Genomic DNA, 22,815 nt, shown 5'->3' with positions numbered 1-22,815 from the left:
AAATGAAAGCTCAATATGGAGTAGCTCGTTGGCCAAACGAGAAAGAAATCTATGAAAAAATGGAAAGACTGGTGAATGAACCGCTTCACCACATTAAACCTGAAGCCATGGCGAAATATATGAAATATTTCGATGAAAAGTGTCAGGGATCAAAGAAGATGATTGAAGAGGCTAAGAAGGTAATTCCGGGCGGTGTTCAGCATAATCTGGCTTTCAACTATCCGTTCCCACTCGTAGTGGAAAAAGCCGAAGGCGCATATCTTTACGATATTGACGGAAACTGTTATGTGGACTATCTGCAGGCTGGAGGTCCTACACTTCTGGGAAGCAATTATGAACCTGTTAACCAGAAAGTATGGGAAGTAGTGAAGGAATCAGGACCTGTTACAGGACTGTTCCATCCTTATGAAAAGATGCTGGCAGAGAAAATACACGAATGTATGCCTTGGGTTGAGATGTACCGCTGTCTGGCAAGCGGAACCGAGGCTGACATGGTGGCCATCAGAATTGCAAGAACCTATACGGGAAAGAAAAACATCGTAAAAGCCGGCGGAGCATATCACGGCTGGAGCGACCAGCTTGTTTACTCCTTGCACATCCCATATACACAGACCTTTGAGGCTCACGGAATTCCTAAGGAAGTTTCTGCGAATACTAAGGAGTTTTATCCGGGAGATATAAATAGTCTGAGAAAGATTCTTGAAGAGAACGAAAAAGACGGCGGCACCGCTGCTGTTATCATAGAGCCGTTCGGCCCTGAAAGCGGCACACGTCCTGTAGCTATGGATTTTGCAGCTAAAGTGAGAGAACTCTGTGATGAATTCCAGACGCTTCTGATCTTCGATGAAGTGGTAACTGCATTCCGTGTAGGCCCCGGAGGAGCTCAAGGATTCTTTAATGTAAAACCTGACCTTACAGTATTCGGAAAGATCGTTTCAGGCGGTTATCCTATGGCAGGCGGTGTAGGCGGAAGCGAAGAAATTATGTCATGTGTTGCTGCAGGAGTAAAAGCCGGAAAGAAAAAAGCCTATGTGGGAGGAACTCTTACAGCTAATCCTCTGAGCTGTGCTGCAGGATATTTTGCCATCGATGAGATCATCAAACAGGATGCTGCAAGAAAGGCAGGAGAAAACGGAGATAAGCTTTGCGACGGAATACAGAAGCTGATAGATAAATATGACTTGCCGTTCGTTACATGGAACACAGGTTCCATAGTTCACTTCGAAGTGTCCGGAGTAATGTACCTGAGCGTACAGGATCCTGATATATTCAAGAAGATTCCTGAGCGTCAGCACTATATTGAAGAATTCGGCGCAGCCCTTACGGCAAACGGTGTAATAACACTGGCAGGAAGCAGGATTTATACAAGCATGGCCGATAATGATGATACTATTGCACAGACATTGGCCGCATTTGAAGACGTATTCTCTAATATTGAAAAATAAGGAGGCAAATTATGATTCGTAAATTAGATATGGAAAACCTGACATACGCATTCCCGGAAGTTGCATTTTCCGAAGATTATGTTATTGCAACGTATCAGGCAAAGGTTGAAACTTCGCACATCGAAAAGCTGGCAATGGCTATTGCAGCTGAGCAGACTACGGGAACATGGATAAAAGTAGGAGCTGATTCTGTGGAAAAGACTAAGCGTTTCGGTTCAAAGCTGGTTGCTCTTTATGAGGTTCCTGATATTGGATGTGACTATATGTCAGATGAACCTCCTATGTATATCATTCAGGTGGCATATCCTGTTGAAAACTTTTCCACAAGTATGTCGGCTATCATGACTGTGTTGTTTGGTAATATTTCGGCATCAGGGATGATACGTCTTATTGATGTAGCTTTTCCTAAATCATTTATAGAAAAATTCCAAGGCCCTAAGTTCGGTGTTGAAGGGATGAGAGAAGTTTTAGGAGTAAAAGACAGACCTCTTCTCAACGCTATGATAAAGCCTAATATCGGATGGACCGCCGATGAGGGGGCAGAGCTGTTCTACAAGGCCTGCAAAGGCGGCGTGGACGTTATCAAGGATGACGAACTCATGCTTGCTGACGGACCTTTCTGTCCGTTGGAAGAGCGTGTTAAAAAGTTCATGGCAAAGGAAAAGCAGGTATATGAAGAAACAGGCGAGCACAGTCTCTATGCTGTTAATATATCCGATAATACAGATAAAGTTAAAGATAATGCTTACCGGGTGCTGGAGGCAGGCGGAAACTGCCTGATGGTAAATGTGTATACTACAGGACACGACACACTTAAAATGCTTGCTGATGATCCTAATATCAATGTTCCTATTCTGGCTCATGTAAACTATGCAGGGACTATGGCTTCATCCACATATACCGGAGTAGCAGCTCCGCTGTTGGTGGGTAAGATTACACGTCTTGCCGGAGCAGATTTCCAGATTAACGGTCATCCGTTCGGAAAATTCCCTGTTTCACATAAAGTCTTCTACAGATGTTTTAAGTTCTTCACACAGCCTTGGTGGAACATTAAGCCTATGATGTATGCTTGCTCCGGCGGTACTACTCAGATGGCCGTTGAGAAAATTATTAAAGAAATCGGAACGGATATTATGCTTGCTGCAGGAGGCGGTGTTCACGGTCATCCAAACGGCAGTGAAGAAGGCGCTAAGTCCATGAGACAAGCAATAGATGCTGCTATGAAGGGAATTCCTGTAACAGAGTACGCTAAAGATCACGAAGAGCTTGCCAGAATGCTGGCGTTCCTGAATCCTGATCTTAAGAAAAACTTTGACTTAATGGGTTAATTTCGTAAGAAAAGATATAATGGATATCATGAATGAGGAGATACCGTACAGCGGTATTTCCTCTTTTGAAAAGGAGGAAAAGTTTGTATAAGAAAATCGTATTCATAGATTTTGACGGAACCATAACGACAGAGGATACTTTGGTGGGAGCTATATTTCCTTTTGTGGATCCAAAAGAAGTTGATGAGTATAATGGGAAATTGGAAAAAGGAGAGATGACTTTAAGTCAGGTTGTGCGGTATGCTTATGATGGACGTCCTGCCGAGTGGCTTCCTAAAATGCTTGAATATATAGATAAGGTAAAAATCAGACCGGGATTTAAAGAGTTTCTTGATAAGATGAAAGAAATGGAGATTCCTGTAGTAGTTATTTCAGGAGGAGTACGGCAGTTTTCCGAACGTAAACTGACTCCGTATATGGACGAACTGACTGATCTGCATGCAGTGACACTTTCAACAGAAAATGATGAAATGCATCTGATTTCTCAGTATGATGACGGCAATGAACTGCTTAAAAAGACTGATGTGATGGCGCTGTACGATTATGAATATGCTATTGGCATAGGTGACAGTTTTACGGATATGAATATGGCTCAGGCGGTAGATACCATATTTGCAAGAGATGTATTGGCAAAATATCTTGAAAAGCAGGGAAAATCATATATTCCTTATGAAGACTTTTTTGATGTAGTAAAGGTAATGGAGGAGAAATTCGGAAATTGATAAATTAAAATGACCGTATTAAAATACTTATACGGTCATTTTTTATTAAATTTATAGGCGGAAATTATTCTGCAATCCTTTGCAAATGTTTATGGAAAATATTTAAAATCACCTTAAATCAAAACTTTTCCTATATTCTTGTTTATCGCTTTATATTTTATTTGTTTTTAACTTTCATAAACAGAAGCTCAAGATATGATTTTCTCGTTACATTTTCTTGGGGAATTCCCAGCTTATCAAGAATATTGAAAAGACAATCTGATGCAGATTCTCTTTCAGATTCTGAGTTCACAAGTATTTCCAGTTCCATATAATTCCCCAGTCCTGTTACAGTGTCGAGGCAAAGTGTAATACACTGATCCCGCTTCGTGCAAACAGCAGTAAATTCATCTCGTGTTTTTTCCACGGTAAACAGAGGAATATATCCGAGAGCAGAAAGAAGTCTTTTGGCGGTATTAAAATCGGTTATGCCTGTTTCATGTTCAATTCGGCTGCTGGAAGTATTGTCAAGCTTAGGACCCTTATATGTTATAAGTGTTTCGGATCGGGAGTACTCTTTGTCGTCTGATGATGTGCGCTGATAGTTCCGAAGTCTGAGAGCCTCATCGGTGTGGCGAAAATCTCTGTCATTTCCGTTAAAATAAAGATCGGTTTCTTTCAGTGTACTGCTGTAAACAAACCCCAGCTTTTCTGCTTTATCACGTATATTTTCCTTTGCAAATTCTGTCAAATTCGCTTTAATTTCGACTTCCAGCATTTTGGGCCTCCTTTTTTAAGTATTAATTGTGATATTTTGTATTGTAACACATTTTATAGACAAACAAGACATGACCTTGTAAAATATTAAATAACTGAAATAAAGAGCAAAGCTGTTTTTGCCATTTATGTCTCAATAAAAGTATCGGAGGATGTAACGTTGCTGAGGATTAAAAAATATGTCAAAGTATCAGATATAGATGAGGCTTATGAGCTTAACCAGAAGAAGAGGAATATTATAATAGGCGGGATGCACTGGCTTAAAATGGGAGATAGGCAGGTGAATACTGCCATAGATCTATCGGACTTGGGACTTGATACTATCGAGGAAACGGAAGATTTCTTTGAAATCGGATGTATGACTACATTGCGTCAGCTTGAACAGCATGGAGGGCTTGATCGGTATACTGGGGGAGCTGTAAAGGAGGCTGTGAAAAATATAGTTGGAGTTCAGTTTAGGAATACAGCCACTGTAGGAGGCTCTTTTTACGGAAGATATGGATTCTCTGATGTACTCACCGCGTTTATGGCAATGGATACATATGTAGTCTGTCATAATGCCGGAATTGTTAATATTAAGGAATTTTCAGCCCGAAAGCCTGACAGAGACATCATAGTCAAGATAATAGTGAAAAAAACAAAACTTGATATGGCATATATGGCCCAGCGCCATGCAAGGACTGATTTTCCCGTATTGACATGTGCTGTAAGCTTTTGGGCAGGTGTATGGCATGCTGCAGTAGGAGCCAGACCTGCAAAAGCGGAAGTTGTCTTGGGAGAATATTTAGATTGCGGCAGAGATATATCTGAGGAGGATGCCGAAAAGTTTGGAGAATATGTTGCGAGCAGGATGTCATTTGGCTCTAATATGAGAGGAAGTGCAGAGTATAGAAAGAAAATTGCCTCTGTACTCGTAAAAAGAGCTATGCTTGAGGCAGGGAGGAAACGATAATATGAAATTGGATTTTATTTTGAACGGAAAGAAAGTTTCTTCGGATATTGAAGCTGACAGTATGCTTTTAGATGTGGTACGAGATATGGGATGTCTAAGTGTCAAAAGAGGATGTGATTCTTCAAGCTGTGGTCTCTGTACGGTTTTTGTAGATGACATGCCGGTATTGTCGTGTTCAGTGATTGCTGCAAGAGTCGAAGGTAAGTGCGTTACGACTCTTGAAGGTCTTCAAAAAGAGGCTGTCGAGTTTGGAGCTTTCATTGCTGATCAGGGTGCGGAGCAGTGTGGGTTTTGTAATCCGGGACTTATTATGAATGCCATTGCCATGCTGCGTGAAAATCCTGATCCTACAGATGAAGAGATACTGTCCTATTTGACCGGGAATCTATGCAGGTGTTCTGGCTATGAGGGGCAGCTTAGAGGTATAAAATCATATTTGGAATTTAAGAAAGTGAAGAAGGGAGGTAACGCTGATGCGTAGTATAGGTAAATCCTTTCGTAAAAAGGATGCCATGGCTCTTGTTACGGGTAAGCCTGTATACACAGGAGATATGATAGATAAAAATGCATTAGTGGTAAAAATCCTTCACAGTCCTCATGCAAATGCTGTGATAGAGGATATAGATATTTCGGCAGCAATGAAAGTGACGGGAATCGAAGCTGTATATACATATGAGGATGTTCCTCAGAACAGATTTACAATGGCAGGGCAGACTTACCCTGAGCCGAGCCCTCATGACAGATTGCTTTTGGACAGACATGTACGGTTTAACGGTGATGCGGTGGCAATAGTGGCGGGAGAGAATGTTAAGGCTGTTGACAAAGCTCTTAAGCTGATAAAAGTGAAATATAAAGTATTGCCTGCGGTTCTTGATTTTCGCAGTGCTAAAGATAACCCTATTCTGGTTCATCCTGAGGAAGACTGGGAAGCTATGTGTCCGGTGGGAGCTGATAACAGACGAAATCTCTGTGCGCGTGAAGAAGACGGCTATGGGGATATTGAAAGTGTACTGCAAAGCTGTGATGTTGTTCTGGAGCGAACATATCATACTAAAGCCAACAGTCAGGCGATGATGGAAACCTTTAGGACTTACACATATCTTGATACTTATGGAAGGCTCAATATATTAAGTTCTACGCAGATCGTGTTTCATATACGCAGGATAGTGGCTCATGCCCTTGATATTCCCAAGTCTAAAATTCGTGTCGTCAAACCGAGGATAGGCGGAGGTTTCGGAGCTAAACAAACTTGTGTAACAGAGATATTTCCAGCATTCGTTACATGGAAGACAGGAAAGTCTGCCTACATAGAGTTTGACAGGCAGGAGAGTCAGATATCGGGAAGCCCCCGACATGAGATGGAGATGTATGTACGCATAGGAGCCATGAAAGACGGGCGTATAAGAGGGATAGATCTTTATACTCTTTCCAATACGGGAGCATACGGAGAGCATGGTCCTACTACGGTGGGGCTTACGGGACATAAATCCATTCCTTTGTATCATCGTTATCAGGAAGCATATCGTTTTAGCTATGATGTGGTATATACTAATCTTCAGGCTGCAGGAGCGTACAGAGGTTACGGCGCCACACAAGGGCTTTTCGCCATAGAAAGCATTGTCAATGAGCTGGCAGCCCATCTTAAAATAGATCCTGTAGAGCTGCGTAATATGAATCTGATACAGGAAGGCGATGTTTCCAGAGCATATTACAGTGAGCCCTGTAATTCATGTACTCTTGACAGATGTTTAAGATCCACAGCTGAAAGAATAAAGTGGAATGAGAAATATCCTTCAAGGGATATGGGAAACGGCAAAATCCGCAGTGTAGGAGTGGCAATGGCCATGCAAGGATCCAGCATTTCAAATTGTGATGTAGGAGGAGCTACTATAAAATTAAATGACGACGGATTTTATGTTTTAAATGTAGGCGCGGCCGATATGGGTACGGGAAGTGATACTGTTTTGGCACAGATAGCTTCCGAGGTTCTTGAATGTAATTATGATAATGTAGTTGTATTCAGCGCTGATACAGATACTTCACCATATGATTCGGGCTCATATGCTTCATCTACGACATATCTTACAGGTAAGGCGGTAGAGCAGGCATGTATCAGACTGAGAGAAAGCATCCAGAATATAGGAGCAGCACTTCTAAAATGTGATGTTGATGTCACAGAATTTGACGGAGAGTATGTGTATTGTCTCGAGGAAGAAGGTGAAGGGGTTTCGCTTAAAGATATTGCCACGGCATCGATGTTCAATAACGGATATGAAACTCAGTTTACTTCTTCTGCAAGATCTTCTGTGTCACCTCCTCCATATATGACTGGAATGGTAGAGATTGAATTGGACAAAGAAACGGGGGAAGTCAGAGTTCTGGGTTATGAGGCTACTGTAGACTGCGGTACTGTGATAAATCCTAATCTGGCAAGGCTTCAAACGGAAGGGGGAATAGCGCAGGGTATAGGTATGGCTCTTTATGAGGATATCACTTATGACAGTTTAGGAGGTATCAGGGAGAATTCTTTGATACAGTACAAGATTCCCACACGTCAGGATGTAGGCAGAATCAATGTAGAATTTGAAGCAAGTTATGAGCCTACAGGTCCGTTTGGAGCCAAATCTATAGGAGAGGTGGTAATAAATACTCCGTCGCCGGCTATTGTTCATGCTGTGTATAATGCAACAGGGGCGTGGATAAGAGAGCTTCCGGTAACACCAGAGAAAATTTTAAAGGCTTTTGAGGATGGACAGCATATATGAGAGTAAATACCAGTGAATATATGATAATAACATTTTCGGAGACCACGAGGGCCCTTTATATGGAGCGTATATGCAAAGAAGATGGTGTGCACGGGAGAATAATACCTCTTCCCAAATCTGTAGACGCAGGCTGCGGCCTTGTGTGGGCATCTGAAAAGAGAGACAGAGTTTTCTGGATAACTTATATGGAAAACAGAGGTATAGAATATGAAGAAATAATGGAGGTGTCTGTTTAGTGAGTGATATTATTTTCTGCAAGGGAGGCGGCTGTACTGCTAAACTTGGAGCGGGAGTTTTGGGAAAAATTCTCGAGAAGCTTCCTTCAGGTGATGATCCTGATCTTTTAGTGGGATTCGGAAGCAGTGATGATGGAGCGGTTTACAGAATAAATAACAGACAGGCTTTGATCTCTACACTTGATTTTTTTCCTCCGATGGTAGAGGATCCGTACCTTTTCGGAGCTATTGCCGCTGCAAATGCTATGAGTGATGTTTATGCCATGGGCGGCGAAGTCAAAACTGCATTAAATATTGTATGTTTTCCGGAGACGATGGATATGAATATCCTTGGGAAAATATTGCAGGGCGGCAGTGATAAGGTGAGAGAAGCAGGCGGTGTTATGGCAGGAGGACATTCCATAAATGATGAAGATATAAAGTATGGGTTAAGTGTGACTGGTATTGTTGATCCGGAAAAAATATACAGGAACAACGGATGCCGTAGCGGAGATGCGCTGATACTTACTAAAAAGCTGGGTGTCGGTATTATTATGACTGCAGACAGAATCAGGCAGGCATCACAGGATGCAGTTAAGAAAGCTATAGATTCCATGAAGTTTCTCAATAAATACGCTGCTGATATACTGAAAGACTATGAGGTTCATGGGTGTACGGATGTAACGGGATTCGGATTTTTAGGTCATTTGTGTGAGATGCTGGACAAGCGGCACAGCGCCGTTGTGGAAAGCCGGAGCATACCGTATTTTCAGGAATGTCGCAGATATGCAGAGGAATTTTATATTACGGCGGCTGCTCAGAAAAACAGGAATTATGTAGGTAATCAGGTGAGTTTCGAAAATAATGATTTTTTTATGGAAGAAATTCTGTTTGATCCGCAGACTTCAGGAGGCCTTCTGGTCAGCGTATGTATATCTGAAGCAGATGAGATAGTAGAAAAAATGAAAGAAAAGAATATTCCTGCCGAAATAGTAGGTTATGTGGAAAAAAGACAGGACAAAAGCATTATAGTCAAATGACAAAGGATGGGTATTATGAAACACGTAGTTGATGCAAGGGGATTAATATGTCCTTTGCCTGTAGTCAATACAAAGAATGAGATAGAGAATATGGAGGAGGGAGAGTCTGTTGATGTACTTGTGGATAATGAGATAGCTGTGCAGAATCTCTCTAAGTTTGCTAATGTGAGGGGTTATGGCTTCAGCCATGAAAAAACAGATGACGTGAATTATCAGGTAACTATTACTGTAAGCGCCGGAAAAAATATGAATCTTCAGAAAGATCTGAGTAAAGATATTGTATGTGATATGTCACCCCACAATAATGATGTGGTAGTAATTTCTGCTGAAACCATGGGACAGGGTGAAAAAGAACTGGGAAAAGCCTTGATGAAGGCCTTTGTTTTTGCGCTGACTAAGCAGGATTCATTGCCGGAAACGGTTATTCTGTATAACAGCGGAGCTTTTTTATCATGCGAAGAATCTGACAGTCTTGAAGATCTGTTATTTATGGAAGGGGAGGGGACAGAAATACTCACATGCGGTACATGTCTCAATTTTTACGGTATGACGGATAAACTGGCTGTAGGCAATGTAACAAATATGTATGATATTGTCAGAATTATCAGTGGAGCATCAAAGGTCATAAGACCGTAGGCGGTGAGAATGATGGAGAATCTTATCATCGTAAGAGGTGGAGGAGATATTGCCACAGGGACCATATACAAATTATATCAGTGTGGATTCAATGTTCTTGTGTTGGAAATATCAAGTCCTTCTGCCATAAGACGTAAGGCAGCTTTTTGTGAGGCTGCATATGAAGGAAAGCATGAAGTGGAAGGTGTTATATGCAGTATGGCAGGATCTGTAGAAGAGGCTGCTTTTCTTTTGAAGGAAGGCAGAATTGCATTGCTTATAGATCCTAATGGATTATGCATAAAGAAACTCAGACCTTTGGCGGTGGTGGATGCCACCATGGCAAAGGCGAATCTGGGCACTTATAGAGATATGGCTCCGGTTACCATAGGTCTGGGTCCCGGTTTTTACGCGGGAAAAGATGTGGATGCTGTTATAGAAACCATGCGAGGGCATAACCTTGGCAAAGTGATATATGAGGGGCAGGCAATGGAAAATACGGGAATACCGGGTAATATAGAAGGCTATACCAGCGAAAGGGTAATACACAGCCCTGCTTCCGGGGTTTTAAGAGAAGTAAGGCAGATCGGGGATATAGTAAAGAAAGATGATATTGTGTCTTTTATCGAATCAGACAGTGGAATTATTCCCGTAAAGGCATCTCTTGACGGTATTCTTCGCGGGGTGATACATGATGGATATGTTGTGAAAAAAGGGCTTAAGATAGCAGATATAGATCCTCGTAAAGAGGAATATGATAATTGTTTTACGATTTCCGATAAGGCAAGGTGTATAGCGGGAGGTGTATTGGAAGCTCTTCTTAAATTGAAAGGAAAAAGACATGATATATGCGGATAATGCGGCTACAACGTATTTTAAACCCGAGAAAACCATAGCGGCTGTATGTGAATACCTGAAACACCCGGGAAATCCCGGCCGCGGAAACAACCATATGGCTATGGATGCGGCAAGGATGGTACTGGATACCAGGATAAAACTGGCTGATTTATTTGACTGTGATTTTGATCATGTTGTATTTACCAGCGGGGTTACGGAAAGCCTCAATACGGTTATACAGGGATTATTTGGGCCGCAAGATCATATTATAACAACATATATGGAGCATAATAGTGTGCTTAGACCGCTTTATCGTTTAGGATGCCGACTTTCTGTATGCGGAGGTTCAACTGAAGAAATCAAAAAGCATATAAGGTCTGATACAAAGGCTGTGATAATAAATCATGTTTCCAATGTTACAGGAGAAATAAATGATATTGAAGGCATAGGAAAATTTTGCAGGCAAAACGGTTTGCTGTCAGTGGCGGATACAGCTCAAAGTGCAGGTGTACTCCCTGTTTCTCTAAAAGAAAGTGAACTTGATGTGATATGTTTTACAGGTCACAAAGGCTTGTTGGCAATGCAGGGTATAGGGGGGATATGTCTGGGAGAGGATATAGATATACGACCTCTTAAAGTAGGGGGCAGCGGATTTGCTTCTTTTGATACAGAACATCCAAAGCAGTATCCCTCAGCTCTTGAAGCGGGTACTCTGAATGTCCCGGGGATAGTAAGCCTGAACAGGTCGCTTGATTTTCTGAAAGAATGCGGAATTGAAAATATTTTGAGACACGAACAGTTACTTGCAGAAGAGTTTTGCAGGATACTTTCATCCTTTGATGGCGTGAAAGTTTACAGAGAAAAAGAAAAGGAATATACAGGCATTGTTTCACTTAATGTCGAGGGTATGGATGCGGCGGCGGTAAGCGATATTCTGTCCCGTGAATACGGAATTGAGACGAGAGCAGGAGCTCATTGTGCCCCTTTGATTCATGAACATTACGGAACAGAATCAACTGTGAGATTCAGTTTTGGCATAAATAACAGGAAAGAAGATGTAAGAGAATGCTCAGAAGCGCTGAAAGAGATAATAAAGATCAGAGGGAATGAAGCATGATTATGGCAGTAGTAGGCTCAGGAGGCAAGACAACTCTCATAAAGAAATATGCCGAAAGATATCTGAGACGGGGATTAAAAGTATTGGTGAATACTTCTACCCATATGGCTATAGAAAAGGATGCTTTGATTACAGATGATCCCGGCATCATAATAAAGGCGCTTGATGAAAATCATTATGTTATGGCAGGGAGAATGGATGGTGAAAAGCTCGGCTCTCTTTCAGAAAATACATATAATAAAGTGTGCGAGCATGCTGATATAGTATTGACAGAGGCAGATGGCTCTAACAGAAAACCTGTAAAATTTCCGGCTTCATATGAGCCGGTCATTTATGATAATGTTGATAGAATAATAATAGTATGCGGCCTTCATGCTCTTGGAAGAAAGGTAGAAGAAGCAGCTCACAGACCGGAGCTTGTAAAAAATGTTTTGGATATCAGTGATGATACAGCGATAGTTCCTTCTCATATACAAACTCTGGTGAAGAAAGGCTATGTAGAGCCGCTGAAAAAAAAATATCCGAAAAAGGAGATTGTTATAGAGCCGAGTCACGATGGATCAGCATATCAAAGACATATAGCAGCATTGATAAAAGCTGACATAAATGTTGAAACCGGAGGGAAAATAGGGTGCATTCTTATGGCCTCGGGTCTGGGTAAACGTTTCGGAAGCAATAAGCTTTTGGCAAAGTTCAGAGAAAAGACTATGATGGAGACAGCTCTCGATATCACAGACGGTGATATATTTGCAAGACGCATTGTTGTTACCAGAAGCAGAGAAGTAGAGGATATATGCAGAAAGTTTAATGTAGATGTGATATTTCATCAGCTTCCGGGCAGAAATGATGCAGTTGCTTTAGGTATAAAAGAAATGGCAGATATGGATGCGTGTCTTTTTTGCCCGTGTGATCAGCCTTTTCTAAGACGCGAAAGTATCGGGAATCTTATGAGGATCTTTTCCGGCGGAGGAGCAGGTATCTGTCGTCTGTCTTACGGAAAAGAGACGGGAGCACCCATATTATTTGCAAAGAGATATTTCAGTCAGCTTGCAGATCTTCCTCCAAAGACAGGGGGATCGTATCTGGCAGAGAAATATAAAAATGATGTGAGTCTTGTGAAAGTAAAAGATAAAATTGAGCTATATGATATTGATACACATGAAGATCTGATTCGTGCTGAAAAGGCGGCAGAATCGAGGTGTTCCGCTGACGGCGGGGCCGGTTGATTCAAGCTTCATATATTTGATTTTTTTAAAAGAATGTATTATTATAAATATATCAGAGCAAAACATATTTTGCAGAAAATTTTAGATAAAGAGAGGCGTTATTTATGAAAGAAAAATTTATTGAATTGTTGGCGGAAAACGGTATCACAGCGGAGATGGGAATGACACCGGTAACAGATGTTTATATAATGCACTGGACGAAAGATAATGAGGTGAGAGATTTCTGGTTTTTCGAGACAGATGGAGCTGTGGAAACAAGAATTACTAATTTTGTAAGATGGAATATAGACGAGTATATCTTTGCCTGTGTTAAAAATGAAGATTATGAAAACGGAAAATATATGACAGGCAATATAAAAGAGTTGAAAGATTATAAGAATCCTCAGGGAGTAACTGAGGATGAAGCATTTATGAGTATGAATTTTGAAGAGCTTCTCAGAGAACTCAAATAAGAAAGTTGATATTATTTTAATCTGTTTTTAATCTATTAATAATGAAGGTTTCATTATGGTGGTATAATATGTAGACATCGCCGGAAGGATTAACCATTATAACGACCGGAATAATATACTGAAAGGAGAAGGGAAAATGGAAAAAAATAATAATTCAGCAGAAAACATGACCAATAATAAAGGATCTGAGAGGAAAAAAGGGAAGAAGGGCATTATTGCTGTAATCGTCATAGCCGCTGTAATTGTAATAGCGCTTATAGTCTGCTGGTTCATGGGGGTTTTAGGAGGCATAAGCAAGTCAGAGGCCGGGGATATAGCATGTAAGCAGGCAGGAGTCCAAGGTAAGGAATATTCACTTACCTCCAACAAGGAATTTGATGACGGAAGAATGATATACGATGTAACAGTTTCATATGATGATACATTGTATGATTTTGAGATACTTGCCAGAAACGGTAATGTAATAAACATGGAGACAAAGAAGATAGGAACAGGTCAGGAAAATTCTGACCAGGCAGCTCCGTCTCAAAATGATATAGGTATGGATAAAGCAAGGGAGATTGCTCTTTCCAATGTTTCAGGAGCGAGCGAAGACTCGGTGAAAAAGATGGATGTGGATACGGATCATGGAAAGTTGGTCTATGAAATAGAGATAGTCTATGACGGAATGGAATATGATTTTGAAATAGACGGAGTGACAGGAGACATAATAAGCAGAGGAGCCGAATCGGTACACAACTGATTATATTGATGGAATTTTGACAGAGAGCCCATTATGACGGGCTCTCTTTGTATGTAAGGCGCTTTAAAGAAAGAGTGAAAAAGCATAAGAGGCCGGCCATACGATCAAAAGTGCGGGAAGCAGATTGACAGCGCTTATGCTTTTAATCTTTGCGATATTAAGCCCCAGAATAAATGTCATCAGTCCGCCTACAGCAATAAAATCATTGAACATATTTGTCGTGATAAACGGAGTTATAAGCTGAGATGAGTAAAAGAACAGACTGAGTATGAGAAACTGCGGAATGATTATAAGATTCATAGCCTTTCCCAGCGTCGAAGCGAATATGACAGAGGCGAATATGTCCATAGTGGCCTTTGACAGCAATATGGTGAAATCGCCGGTAATGCCTTCATCGATGGCGCCGAAGATATTTGTGCCGCTGGCGCAGAATGTTATGGCAACAATCAGATAGAATTGTAAATATTCATCTTCATCATTTGGTACGGAAAATTTGAATTTGAGGAGTATCTTACTGAAAAAGCTTTTGATATGTTTTTCAGCATCAAGAAGTTCTCCTACTATCATTCCAAGGATAAGAGAGAGTATGACAGCCGGAAGAGAGCTGAGCTTTATCAGAGATGTTATTCCTATGGCTATCGCTGCGACACCGAAGACATCGTGGAGTGAATGTTTTAATTTTTCCGGAAGCCTGTTCTGCATAAAACATCCTATGTTTGTCCCTATGAATACACATAAACAATCAATTATAACCCCTAATGGATACATATATTTTTCCTTCTTTCTTCTTGATATTTGTTCATTTTACACAAAAGATATGGAAATTTAACATAAAATTTTTTCTGTGTCAAGTATAAGAGCGCGAAAAAGAAAAATTAAAGGTATTATTGCACTCCGGGCTTTTTTGCGATATCATAAAAAAGAATATATTTTTTTAACCAGAGAAAGGACAAATATAATATGAGATATAGCCTGGTTATTTTTGATCTGGACGGCACGATACTTGATACATTGGAAGATCTTACCGATAGTACGAATTACGCTTTAAGTCAAAATCATCTGCCTGTACGGACTTCAAATGAGGTGAAGCAGTTTGTCGGCAATGGTATACATAATCTGATTGAAAGAGCTGTGCCTCAGGGTTCAGAAGACAATGTTACGGAAAGGGTGTTCCGTGACTTTAACGAGTATTATAAAGATCATTGCTTTGATAAAACAAAACCTTATGAGGGTATGCTGCAATGTATTGATACTCTGAAAAATGCGGGTATTCGCATAGCAGTCGTATCTAATAAAGCCGACTATGCAGTTCAAGAATTATGCAGGAAATTCTTTTTCGGGCTTTCGGATATTTCTGTAGGAGAAAGAGAAGGTGTTAGAAGAAAGCCTTGTCCGGACAGTGTGGAATATGTTATGGATGTTCTTGGTATTGATAAGAAAGAGTCGGTATATATAGGTGATTCTGAGGTTGATATACAGACTGCAAAAAATGCAGATATAGATGAGATCGCTGTATCATGGGGATTTCGGGAAAAAGATTTTCTAAAGAGCCATGGAGCAGAGATTATTGCGCAGACACCTGATGAGCTCTGTAAGATACTTATGCGTGAGAGCCGATAAAGATTTTTTTCAGATATTCATAAACAGTAAAAAGGAGGATTTTACTTGTCAGTAGCACTTAGTTTAGTTTTAGTAGTATTTTTTTTATTGATGAATGCATTTTTCGTTGTAGCTGAATTCGCCCTTGTAAGAGTTCGTAAATCACAGCTGCAGATTGCCGAAGAGGAGGGGAAAAGCGGTGCAAAAGCGGCTTTGCTCGTGGCTAATAATGTAAACGCGTATCTTTCGGCATGTCAGCTTGGTATAACACTGGCATCGCTGGCTTTGGGATGGCTGGGAGAACCTGCTGTTTCAGAGCTTATTCGTCCGGGTCTTGCTTTTTTAGATGTTCCGGAATCTGCAGTGTCGGCTATTTCTGTCGCAGTGGGATTCGCTTTGGTAACAGCTCTGCATATCGTGGTAGGAGAGCTTATCCCGAAGTCTTTGGCTATATTTTCAACGGATAAATATGCCCGTTTTACGGCTTTGCCGCTTGTGTGGTTTTACCGTATAACGGCGCCGATAATGTGGCTGTTCAATTCCGTCACAAACGGAGTTATGAAGCTGATGGGTCATGATATCGCTAACGAACATGAAGTTTATACCGGCGAAGAGATTCAGATTCTTATCGATGAAAGTACCAAGAGCGGTCTCATAGATCCCAAACAGAATGAATTTGTGGACAATATATTCGAACTTTATAATAAAGATGTATACTCTATCATGACTCCGAGGACAAATATGGAGTGTTTTGATCTGGCGCTGCCTTACAGTCAGAATTTGGATATGATAAAGAGATGTAAATATACGAGATATCCTGTATGCAGAGGAGATAAAGATCACATAGAGGGATTTATTCATCTTAAGGATTTATACTGGAATGATGAGAAGATAAACGGAACCAACTATGAGAATCTTCCCGTAAGAGAGGTGGTAGCAGTTTCCGAATCTCTTTCTGTGGATCGTCTTATGCAGATAATGCAGGATAAAGAGACTAAATTTGCTCTTGTTGTAGATGAATACGGCGGGACTGCCGGTATTGTCACTTCATCAGATGTTATGAAGCAGATAGTGGGGAATATAGATGATGATGAATATATACAGAGCGAAGATTCGAAGGTGATATCGCTGGGTCGCAACAGATTTCTTATAGACGGGCTTCTTCCTGTCTCAGAGCTTGTGCAGCTGATAGGTTTCGAGCCGGAAGAAACAGAAGAATGTGAAACTGCTGCCGGACTTCTTCTGACTATTTTTGACAGAATCCCGGATGAAGGGGACAGAGTATCAATAGAAAATAAAAATACAAAGGTGACGTTTATCATAAATCGCATGGAGCGTCACCGCATAGATAAAATAAGGATCAAGATAGAAAAACAGCAGGAACAGGAGCCTGCTGAGGATAAAGTTTCTTAATATGAATTTATAAAATTTGAGAAACTTGCTTCTTTTGCTTTTTCAAGATGCAGCTTCATGGCTTGTGAAGCTGCATCGTATTTTTTTGCAAGCATGAGTTCGATGGTATGTATATGTTCATCGTTGGAAGCGATAATACGGTCGCGTGAGCCATTGCCTGCGATGACGCGAAGTCTGTAGTTCTGGTTGTATATATGATCCATAGTATGTATGAAATAGACGTTTTTGCTGGATTCTATAAGCAATTTGTGAAATTGTTCGTCTTTGGAGTATATTTCTTCAGAGGAAATTTCGAGAAGGTGCCTTCTTGTGAATGTATCTTTCATTGAAGTAAGTATCTCAGGTGGGACGAATTGACCATAGTTTTTCACGATATATGGTTCGATAAGAAGTCTTGTTTCAAATATCATATTTATTTCATTAACCGAAAGATCAGACACCATGACTCCCTTTTTAGGAAGTATTCTTACAAGATTTTCCTGTTCGAGTTTACTGAGAGCTTCTCGGATAGGTGTTCGGCTGGAGCCTATTTCTCCCATGAGCATGGATTCGTTTAGAAATGTACCCGGAGCATATTCACAGTTTACGATTTTTGTTTTTATAAGATTATAAGCTTTGCTTTTAAGACTTTCTTTTGCCATAGCAGACTCCTTCTTAAATTTTGGTATATTTATACAGTATAATACATTATAAAAAAAAGCAATAGTCTAAGTTGTAAAAATACATTGACAACACAAAATAGTAAGAGTAAAATTATGCTGTAAAATATGTTGTATACAACAGATATATATAAAATATTTATGATGTATAACAACAAAATATATCGCTATTTATTATTATTTTTTGGAGGTAGAAATGAGTGATTTACAAAATACCACCGGCCTGAAACGCCATAAAGTAGGGCTTCTGGCCATAGTGGGAACGATCTATTCGTTGACTGCTGCGGGAGCTTATGGTATTGAAGATATGGTGCCGGCGGCAGGCCCCGGATTATGTATGGTAATGCTGGTAGTCATTCCTATAGTATGGGCTTATCCTCAGGCATTTGTATGTGCTGAAATGGGTTCGGCTATACCGGCAGAGGGCGGACCTTATAAATGGGTTCAGGAGACATGCGGTGAGTTTTGGGGATTTCAGATGGGATGGTGGAGAACAATAGGTGGATATTTTAACACCATAACATTCGTTGTGCTGGCTGCGGGTTATATGACAAGTGCTTTTGGTCTTACATCCACCCAGGAGTATGCTATGAAGATAGCTTTCATAGTTATCTTTACAATCGTTAATCTGCGCGGCATCAAAGATGTTGCTATTATTAATACTATAATATCCATAAGTATCCTTGTATCCTTTGCCATTGTCGCTGTTCTGGGATTTGCACATTATCATCAATCTCCTGTGGAACCTTTTATTCCTGAGAATCAGACTCTTATCGAAAGCATAGGAAATGCTCTTGCTATAGGTATGTGGATGTACGGCGGCATGGAGGCTATGTCTATTATGACAGAAGAGCTGGACAGACCGCAGCTGATACCTAAAGCTCTTATGATAGCTATACCGCTTATAATTCTTACATATATGATACCTACGATGGCAGGTTTGTGTTCACTGGGAGACTGGCAGCAGTGGGGTTCAGAAGGAATGTCATATCAGGATGTAGCTGCCTTTGGAGGACCGATATTTTACAGTTTCTTTATTATAGTAGCGGTACTTTCCAATATTTCTTTGTTTAATGGGTATATAGCATCTACTTCCCGAGGATTCTTTGTTATGGCAGCGGACAATCTCTGCCCTAAATTCTTGGTTAAGTGTGATAAAAAGAGGGGTGTTCCTTATGTAGGCGTACTTACTGTAGCTATCGTGGGATTTTTCCTCTGTACATTTGATTTCAGTTCACTTGTGGTGGGAACTGTAATGATGAGTATATTTGCATCAAGTCTTACGCAGATTTCAGGAATAATAAGAAGAGTCAGAAAGACACATGCAGATGGACCGTTTAAGCTTAAAGTGAAAGACACTTTATTTGTAGCTTACAGCGCTGTACCTTTTCTGGTGGGCTTCATAGCAATTTATCTGAGTGGTACTCATGATTTTGTTTACAGTATCTGCGGTATCATGAGCGGTCCTTTGATCTACATTATTCTTAAAGCAGCGAAGGGAGGTCTTACGAAGATCAATCCTAAGAGATTTCCGACTAATCCTAAGACTAAACTGGCGCCGGGAGATATTTCAAGAATTGGTCTGATTCTTGTAATGTGGGCTATACTTGGCGTTCTGGCGGTATTATGGTTCCCTTCATTTGACGGGGCAGATAACTATGATCCGGGAGTATTTAATCATTATCTGTTGGCTATAAAGCTGATAATAGGAATAGGTGGAGTTCTCGGAGTAGTTCTTATGATATTCGGAAGAAAAAAAGATCCGGCAAAGCTGTTCTGGTGTGAAAAGAACGATTAACAGTCGGTATAAAAGAAGGATATGTAGGGAGCATGAGATATATTGTGCTCCCTATACTTACTAATGGAGATGAGTTAAGTTATGGAAAATATCAATTGGATAAAGAATAAGGCTGATATATCATTTTCTACTGAAGTGATGGATGAGCTTTCTAAGATCACTGATAATAAAGATTGCGGAGGAAGAAGTGCAGGATCTCCTGCTGAACACAGAGCGGCAGATTATCTGGCAGAAAAGTTCAGGCAGGCGGGGCTTGTGAATGTCACTAAAGATCCGTGTAGTGTAGACAGGTGGGTATTTGAAGAGGCAAGACTTAAATATAGGGGGACAGATGGCGAACGCAAAGAGGTGATCTTGGGAGGATATGCTTGCAATGCTAACTGTAAAAATCGTGAGTTCCCACTGGTATACGCAGGGAGAGGTACAGAAACGGATCTGCGGCGTATTGATGTGAAAGGAAAACTTGTACTTATAGATATAAATCAGGCTGAAGAATGGTGGATAAATTTTCCGGCATATGAAGCTTCCCTTTCCGGGGCAGCCGGTGTTATATGTATAAATGTAGGGGGATTCGGGCAAGAAGGAGATAACGTTCTGGTATCTGAAGATATATGCGGACCTGCAGATCTTATGGTATTTTCTATCGGAAAAAGGGATGGGGCAGATCTTAAAGAGATTATGAAAAGATCAGAAAGTGCGGAGATGAAAGTTGTTCTCAGTGCCAGAAGTAAGGTGTCCGGCGGCGGGGTTTCCTATAATGTATGGGGAGATATTCCGGGGAAAACAGATGATGTGATATATGTGATAAACCATTATGATTCATATTATTTCACCGTCTTTGATGATGTGCAGGGCATAGGCTGGGCATTGGGACTTGCTAAATTATTTACCGAAAACGGATATGTTCCTGACAGAACTATAAGATTTGTTGCTCACGGAGCTGAAGAATGGGGACTTACAGATTGTAAATATGACTGGGCAGTAGGAGCTTATAAGCAAATAACGCAGGTGAGGCCGGAGTGGAGAAACAATGGCTTTGCTGTTGTAAATCTTGACGGATTTTATGCTGTGAAAGGTGAAGAAAGATTCTGTATAGTGTGTACGAAAGAGTTGTATGATTTTGTAAAAGAAAGTGTGTCAGATTTCGGAGATACAAAAAATTATACTATTGAAGTTAACATGAAGCTGACATCAGCTACTGAAGATTTCAGCTACACAAAGGCAGGAATGCCAAGTCTTGTAGCAGGAGCGTATGACGGATGTCTGGCCGACAGAAAAGTACTTCACAGTTCAGACAGCGGCTGGGATTCAGGATTTGATTTTGAGGCTTTTGAGATGTTTCACAGATTATTTGCGCATATCATCGTATCTCTTGACAGAACAAAAATATGCCCTGTAAATTTGAAACGGAGAATATATGATGCATATGAAAGTGTAAAAGTATATTTGAATGAAGAAGAAAAAACTGCCTTTGTGGATACTATAGGTCTTCTCGGATCACTCAGCGATAAAATAAAAGATGTCAATAAAAAAACGTCGGGCTTTATTTCAGGATCTGCTGAACATGATCTTCATGATCTTTACAGGCTTATTCATAAGAATTTTATAAGGCTTAACTGGAACGATGAGATGATAGCTCCTCATGAAAGATATATATCAAATATAGAGTCTCTCAAAATCGCTTCAGATCTTATGGATAAGAAAAAGTACGAGGAGGCGGCAAAGGTTCTCAGTGAAGTAGACTTTAATTATTATGCTGAATTTTTTAGTGAGAGAACATATACTTTCTTTGAAGAACAGGTGACCAAACGTGCTAAGCCAAGCTGGGGCGCAGGCCTTGTCGATAATGGAAATGAAAATCTTTATAAAGTCATAAGAGCACTGCTTAAAGGGGTATGTACAGATGCGGAAACAGAGGCTGTGAGAGAAGCTGAGAGAAGACAGCGTAAATATCTGAAAGATGCGATACTTGCAGAACTTAATGTATTGAAAGTGGTAAAGAAGGATGCCGGCAGTCTGCTTGGCAAACTATAAAGTTTGAGGAGGTAAAGCTTTGAAATATATATGCATAGAAAAACCTGGCGAGGTTTGTCATAAAGAAATGCCTGTACCTGAGATAAAGGAAGGAGAGGCCCTTCTTAAACTTCTTTACGGAGGCATATGTGGTTCAGATCTCGGAACTTATCGCGGAACTTTTGCTTATGCCGGATATCCAAGGATACCGGGGCATGAATTTTCAGCAGAGATCGCGGAGATAGGGAAAAACCCATATGGCCTTGAGAAGGGAATGGTTGTTACGGCTAATCCGTATTTTAATTGTGGCAGTTGTTATTCCTGCATGAGAGGGTATGTGAACTGCTGTGAGCATAATGAGACTATGGGAGCTCAAAGAGATGGAGCATTTTGCCAGTATATAACGATGCCGGCAGAGCGTCTTTATAAAAGTCAGGGCATACAGGCCAGACATCTTGCTCTCGTGGAGCCTTTCTGCATAGGTTATCATGGAGTGAAAAAAGCCGGCATCAGAGAGGGCGAAAAGGTTTTGGTTATAGGTGCGGGCACCATAGGTATCGTAGCTGCTCTTTCGGCAAAAGAGGCAGGCGCATCGGTAGATATATGCGATGTGGCTGAAGATAAACTTAAGTATGCGGAGTGTTTTGGATTTGACGGGTATATAAAAAACAATGAACATTTTGCAGATAGCGTGAAAACTCGAACAGACGGAAACGGATATGATGTGACTGTAGAAGCAGTAGGCCTTCCACAGACGTTTCAAAATGCGGTGGATGCAGTGGCTTTTGCAGGAAGAGTGATACAGATAGGTGTGGGAAAGAAAACTGTAAATTTTAATTTTACCGAACTGCAAAGAAAAGAACTTAAGATATACGGTTCAAGAAATGCGGTGAAGAGTGATTTTCTTGAGGTTATAGATATCTTTAAGACAGGAAGGATTCCACTTGATAAGATAATTACAAAGACTTATTCATTTGATGAAGGTGATAAGGCCTTTAAAGAATTTTACAAAAACTCAGCTGAAAGGCTCAAAGTGATGATATAGTTTTAAGGAGTTTCGATGAAAGATTTAACATATAAGACTTTGAAAGAAGCGGGTTATCACGGATACCTGCTTGAAG

Annotated in this window: 22 protein-coding genes; 19 read left to right on the top strand and 3 right to left on the bottom strand. The window is 40.6% G+C overall.

Annotated features, from left to right (window positions below):
* Positions 1–2 precede the first annotated feature (2 nt).
* The 3 genes from ACLR96_RS07675 to ACLR96_RS07665 all read left to right on the top strand — a co-directional run bounded on the left by ACLR96_RS07675 (position 3) and on the right by ACLR96_RS07665 (position 3,495).
* Positions 3–1,445, top strand: a complete 1,443-nt coding sequence (locus tag ACLR96_RS07675) for an aminotransferase class III-fold pyridoxal phosphate-dependent enzyme (RefSeq protein WP_177268705.1) — start codon at positions 3–5, stop codon at positions 1,443–1,445.
* Between the two features lie 11 nt (positions 1,446–1,456).
* A complete protein-coding gene (locus ACLR96_RS07670; protein ID WP_177268707.1) occupies positions 1,457–2,773 on the top strand; it encodes a RuBisCO large subunit C-terminal-like domain-containing protein in 1,317 nt (438 codons plus the stop codon).
* 83 nt (positions 2,774–2,856) lie between these two features.
* Positions 2,857–3,495, top strand: a complete 639-nt coding sequence (locus tag ACLR96_RS07665) for an HAD-IB family phosphatase (protein WP_177268709.1) — start codon at positions 2,857–2,859, stop codon at positions 3,493–3,495.
* Positions 3,496–3,652: 157 nt separating this feature from the next.
* Here the strand turns inward: ACLR96_RS07665 and cyaB are convergent, their stop codons facing one another.
* Positions 3,653–4,252: a class IV adenylate cyclase gene (gene cyaB, locus ACLR96_RS07660; RefSeq protein WP_177268711.1), complete on the bottom strand. Its 600-nt coding sequence runs from the start codon at positions 4,250–4,252 to the stop codon at positions 3,653–3,655.
* 159 nt (positions 4,253–4,411) lie between these two features.
* Here cyaB and ACLR96_RS07655 point away from each other — a divergent pair, with 159 nt between their 5' ends.
* The 11 genes from ACLR96_RS07655 to ACLR96_RS07605 all read left to right on the top strand — a co-directional run bounded on the left by ACLR96_RS07655 (position 4,412) and on the right by ACLR96_RS07605 (position 14,212).
* Positions 4,412–5,203 (top strand): FAD binding domain-containing protein, encoded by a 792-nt coding sequence (locus ACLR96_RS07655; RefSeq protein WP_177268713.1) that lies wholly within the window; start codon positions 4,412–4,414, stop codon positions 5,201–5,203.
* A gap of 1 nt (position 5,204) precedes the next feature.
* Positions 5,205–5,684, top strand: coding sequence for a (2Fe-2S)-binding protein (locus ACLR96_RS07650; protein ID WP_177268715.1), 480 nt, complete (start codon positions 5,205–5,207; stop codon positions 5,682–5,684).
* Entirely contained in the window at positions 5,677–7,968 is a 2,292-nt protein-coding gene (locus ACLR96_RS07645) for a molybdopterin cofactor-binding domain-containing protein (RefSeq protein ID WP_177268717.1), read from the top strand. Before ACLR96_RS07650 ends, ACLR96_RS07645 begins: the two co-directional genes overlap by 8 nt.
* Positions 7,965–8,204: a DUF3343 domain-containing protein gene (locus ACLR96_RS07640; RefSeq protein WP_177268719.1), complete on the top strand. Its 240-nt coding sequence runs from the start codon at positions 7,965–7,967 to the stop codon at positions 8,202–8,204. The genes ACLR96_RS07645 and ACLR96_RS07640 overlap by 4 nt, the downstream gene beginning before the upstream one ends.
* A complete protein-coding gene (gene selD, locus ACLR96_RS07635; RefSeq protein WP_412265549.1) occupies positions 8,204–9,223 on the top strand; it encodes a selenide, water dikinase SelD in 1,020 nt (339 codons plus the stop codon). Before ACLR96_RS07640 ends, selD begins: the two co-directional genes overlap by 1 nt.
* Positions 9,224–9,238: 15 nt before the next feature.
* Positions 9,239–9,859 carry a sulfurtransferase-like selenium metabolism protein YedF gene (yedF, locus tag ACLR96_RS07630; RefSeq protein ID WP_177269922.1) on the top strand — a complete coding sequence of 207 codons (621 nt, stop codon included), beginning with the start codon at positions 9,239–9,241 and terminating at the stop codon, positions 9,857–9,859.
* 9 nt (positions 9,860–9,868) lie between these two features.
* Positions 9,869–10,696, top strand: coding sequence for a selenium-dependent molybdenum cofactor biosynthesis protein YqeB (gene yqeB / locus ACLR96_RS07625; RefSeq protein WP_412265547.1), 828 nt, complete (start codon positions 9,869–9,871; stop codon positions 10,694–10,696).
* The gene (locus tag ACLR96_RS07620) at positions 10,680–11,792 is read left to right on the top strand and encodes an aminotransferase class V-fold PLP-dependent enzyme (protein ID WP_177269924.1); all 1,113 of its coding nucleotides are present in this window, start codon (positions 10,680–10,682) and stop codon (positions 11,790–11,792) included. Before yqeB ends, ACLR96_RS07620 begins: the two co-directional genes overlap by 17 nt.
* Complete coding sequence (gene yqeC, locus ACLR96_RS07615; protein WP_177269926.1) at positions 11,789–13,018, top strand: selenium cofactor biosynthesis protein YqeC; 1,230 nt, start codon at positions 11,789–11,791, stop codon at positions 13,016–13,018. The genes ACLR96_RS07620 and yqeC overlap by 4 nt, the downstream gene beginning before the upstream one ends.
* A 104-nt stretch (positions 13,019–13,122) precedes the next feature.
* Positions 13,123–13,470 (top strand): hypothetical protein, encoded by a 348-nt coding sequence (locus tag ACLR96_RS07610; protein WP_177269928.1) that lies wholly within the window; start codon positions 13,123–13,125, stop codon positions 13,468–13,470.
* 136 nt (positions 13,471–13,606) lie between these two features.
* Complete coding sequence (locus ACLR96_RS07605) at positions 13,607–14,212, top strand: PepSY domain-containing protein (RefSeq protein ID WP_177269930.1); 606 nt, start codon at positions 13,607–13,609, stop codon at positions 14,210–14,212.
* 63 nt (positions 14,213–14,275) lie between these two features.
* Here ACLR96_RS07605 and ACLR96_RS07600 read toward each other — a convergent pair whose 3' ends face one another.
* Positions 14,276–14,980 carry a DUF554 domain-containing protein gene (locus ACLR96_RS07600; RefSeq protein WP_177269932.1) on the bottom strand — a complete coding sequence of 235 codons (705 nt, stop codon included), beginning with the start codon at positions 14,978–14,980 and terminating at the stop codon, positions 14,276–14,278.
* 192 nt (positions 14,981–15,172) lie between these two features.
* Between ACLR96_RS07600 and ACLR96_RS07595 the strand changes: the two genes are divergently transcribed.
* The gene (locus tag ACLR96_RS07595; protein WP_177269934.1) at positions 15,173–15,832 is read left to right on the top strand and encodes an HAD-IA family hydrolase; all 660 of its coding nucleotides are present in this window, start codon (positions 15,173–15,175) and stop codon (positions 15,830–15,832) included.
* Positions 15,833–15,877: 45 nt separating this feature from the next.
* Complete coding sequence (locus ACLR96_RS07590; protein ID WP_177269936.1) at positions 15,878–17,224, top strand: CNNM domain-containing protein; 1,347 nt, start codon at positions 15,878–15,880, stop codon at positions 17,222–17,224.
* Here ACLR96_RS07590 and ACLR96_RS07585 read toward each other — a convergent pair.
* Positions 17,221–17,865 (bottom strand): GntR family transcriptional regulator, encoded by a 645-nt coding sequence (locus tag ACLR96_RS07585; RefSeq protein ID WP_177269938.1) that lies wholly within the window; start codon positions 17,863–17,865, stop codon positions 17,221–17,223. The genes ACLR96_RS07590 and ACLR96_RS07585 overlap by 4 nt on opposite strands.
* Before the next feature lie 214 nt (positions 17,866–18,079).
* Here ACLR96_RS07585 and ACLR96_RS07580 point away from each other — a divergent pair, with 214 nt between their 5' ends.
* The 3 genes from ACLR96_RS07580 to ACLR96_RS07570 all read left to right on the top strand — a co-directional run bounded on the left by ACLR96_RS07580 (position 18,080) and on the right by ACLR96_RS07570 (position 22,739).
* Positions 18,080–19,681, top strand: coding sequence for an APC family permease (locus ACLR96_RS07580; protein ID WP_177269940.1), 1,602 nt, complete (start codon positions 18,080–18,082; stop codon positions 19,679–19,681).
* A gap of 81 nt (positions 19,682–19,762) precedes the next feature.
* Entirely contained in the window at positions 19,763–21,715 is a 1,953-nt protein-coding gene (locus ACLR96_RS07575) for a M28 family peptidase (protein ID WP_177269942.1), read from the top strand.
* Positions 21,716–21,734: 19 nt separating this feature from the next.
* The gene (locus ACLR96_RS07570) at positions 21,735–22,739 is read left to right on the top strand and encodes a zinc-binding alcohol dehydrogenase family protein (protein ID WP_412265544.1); all 1,005 of its coding nucleotides are present in this window, start codon (positions 21,735–21,737) and stop codon (positions 22,737–22,739) included.
* Positions 22,740–22,815 lie beyond the last annotated feature (76 nt).

Source organism: Lentihominibacter sp., assembly GCF_046951855.1.
GTDB lineage: Bacteria > Bacillota > Clostridia > Peptostreptococcales > Anaerovoracaceae > Lentihominibacter > Lentihominibacter hominis.
This window is presented reverse-complemented; position numbering and strand designations above follow the sequence as displayed.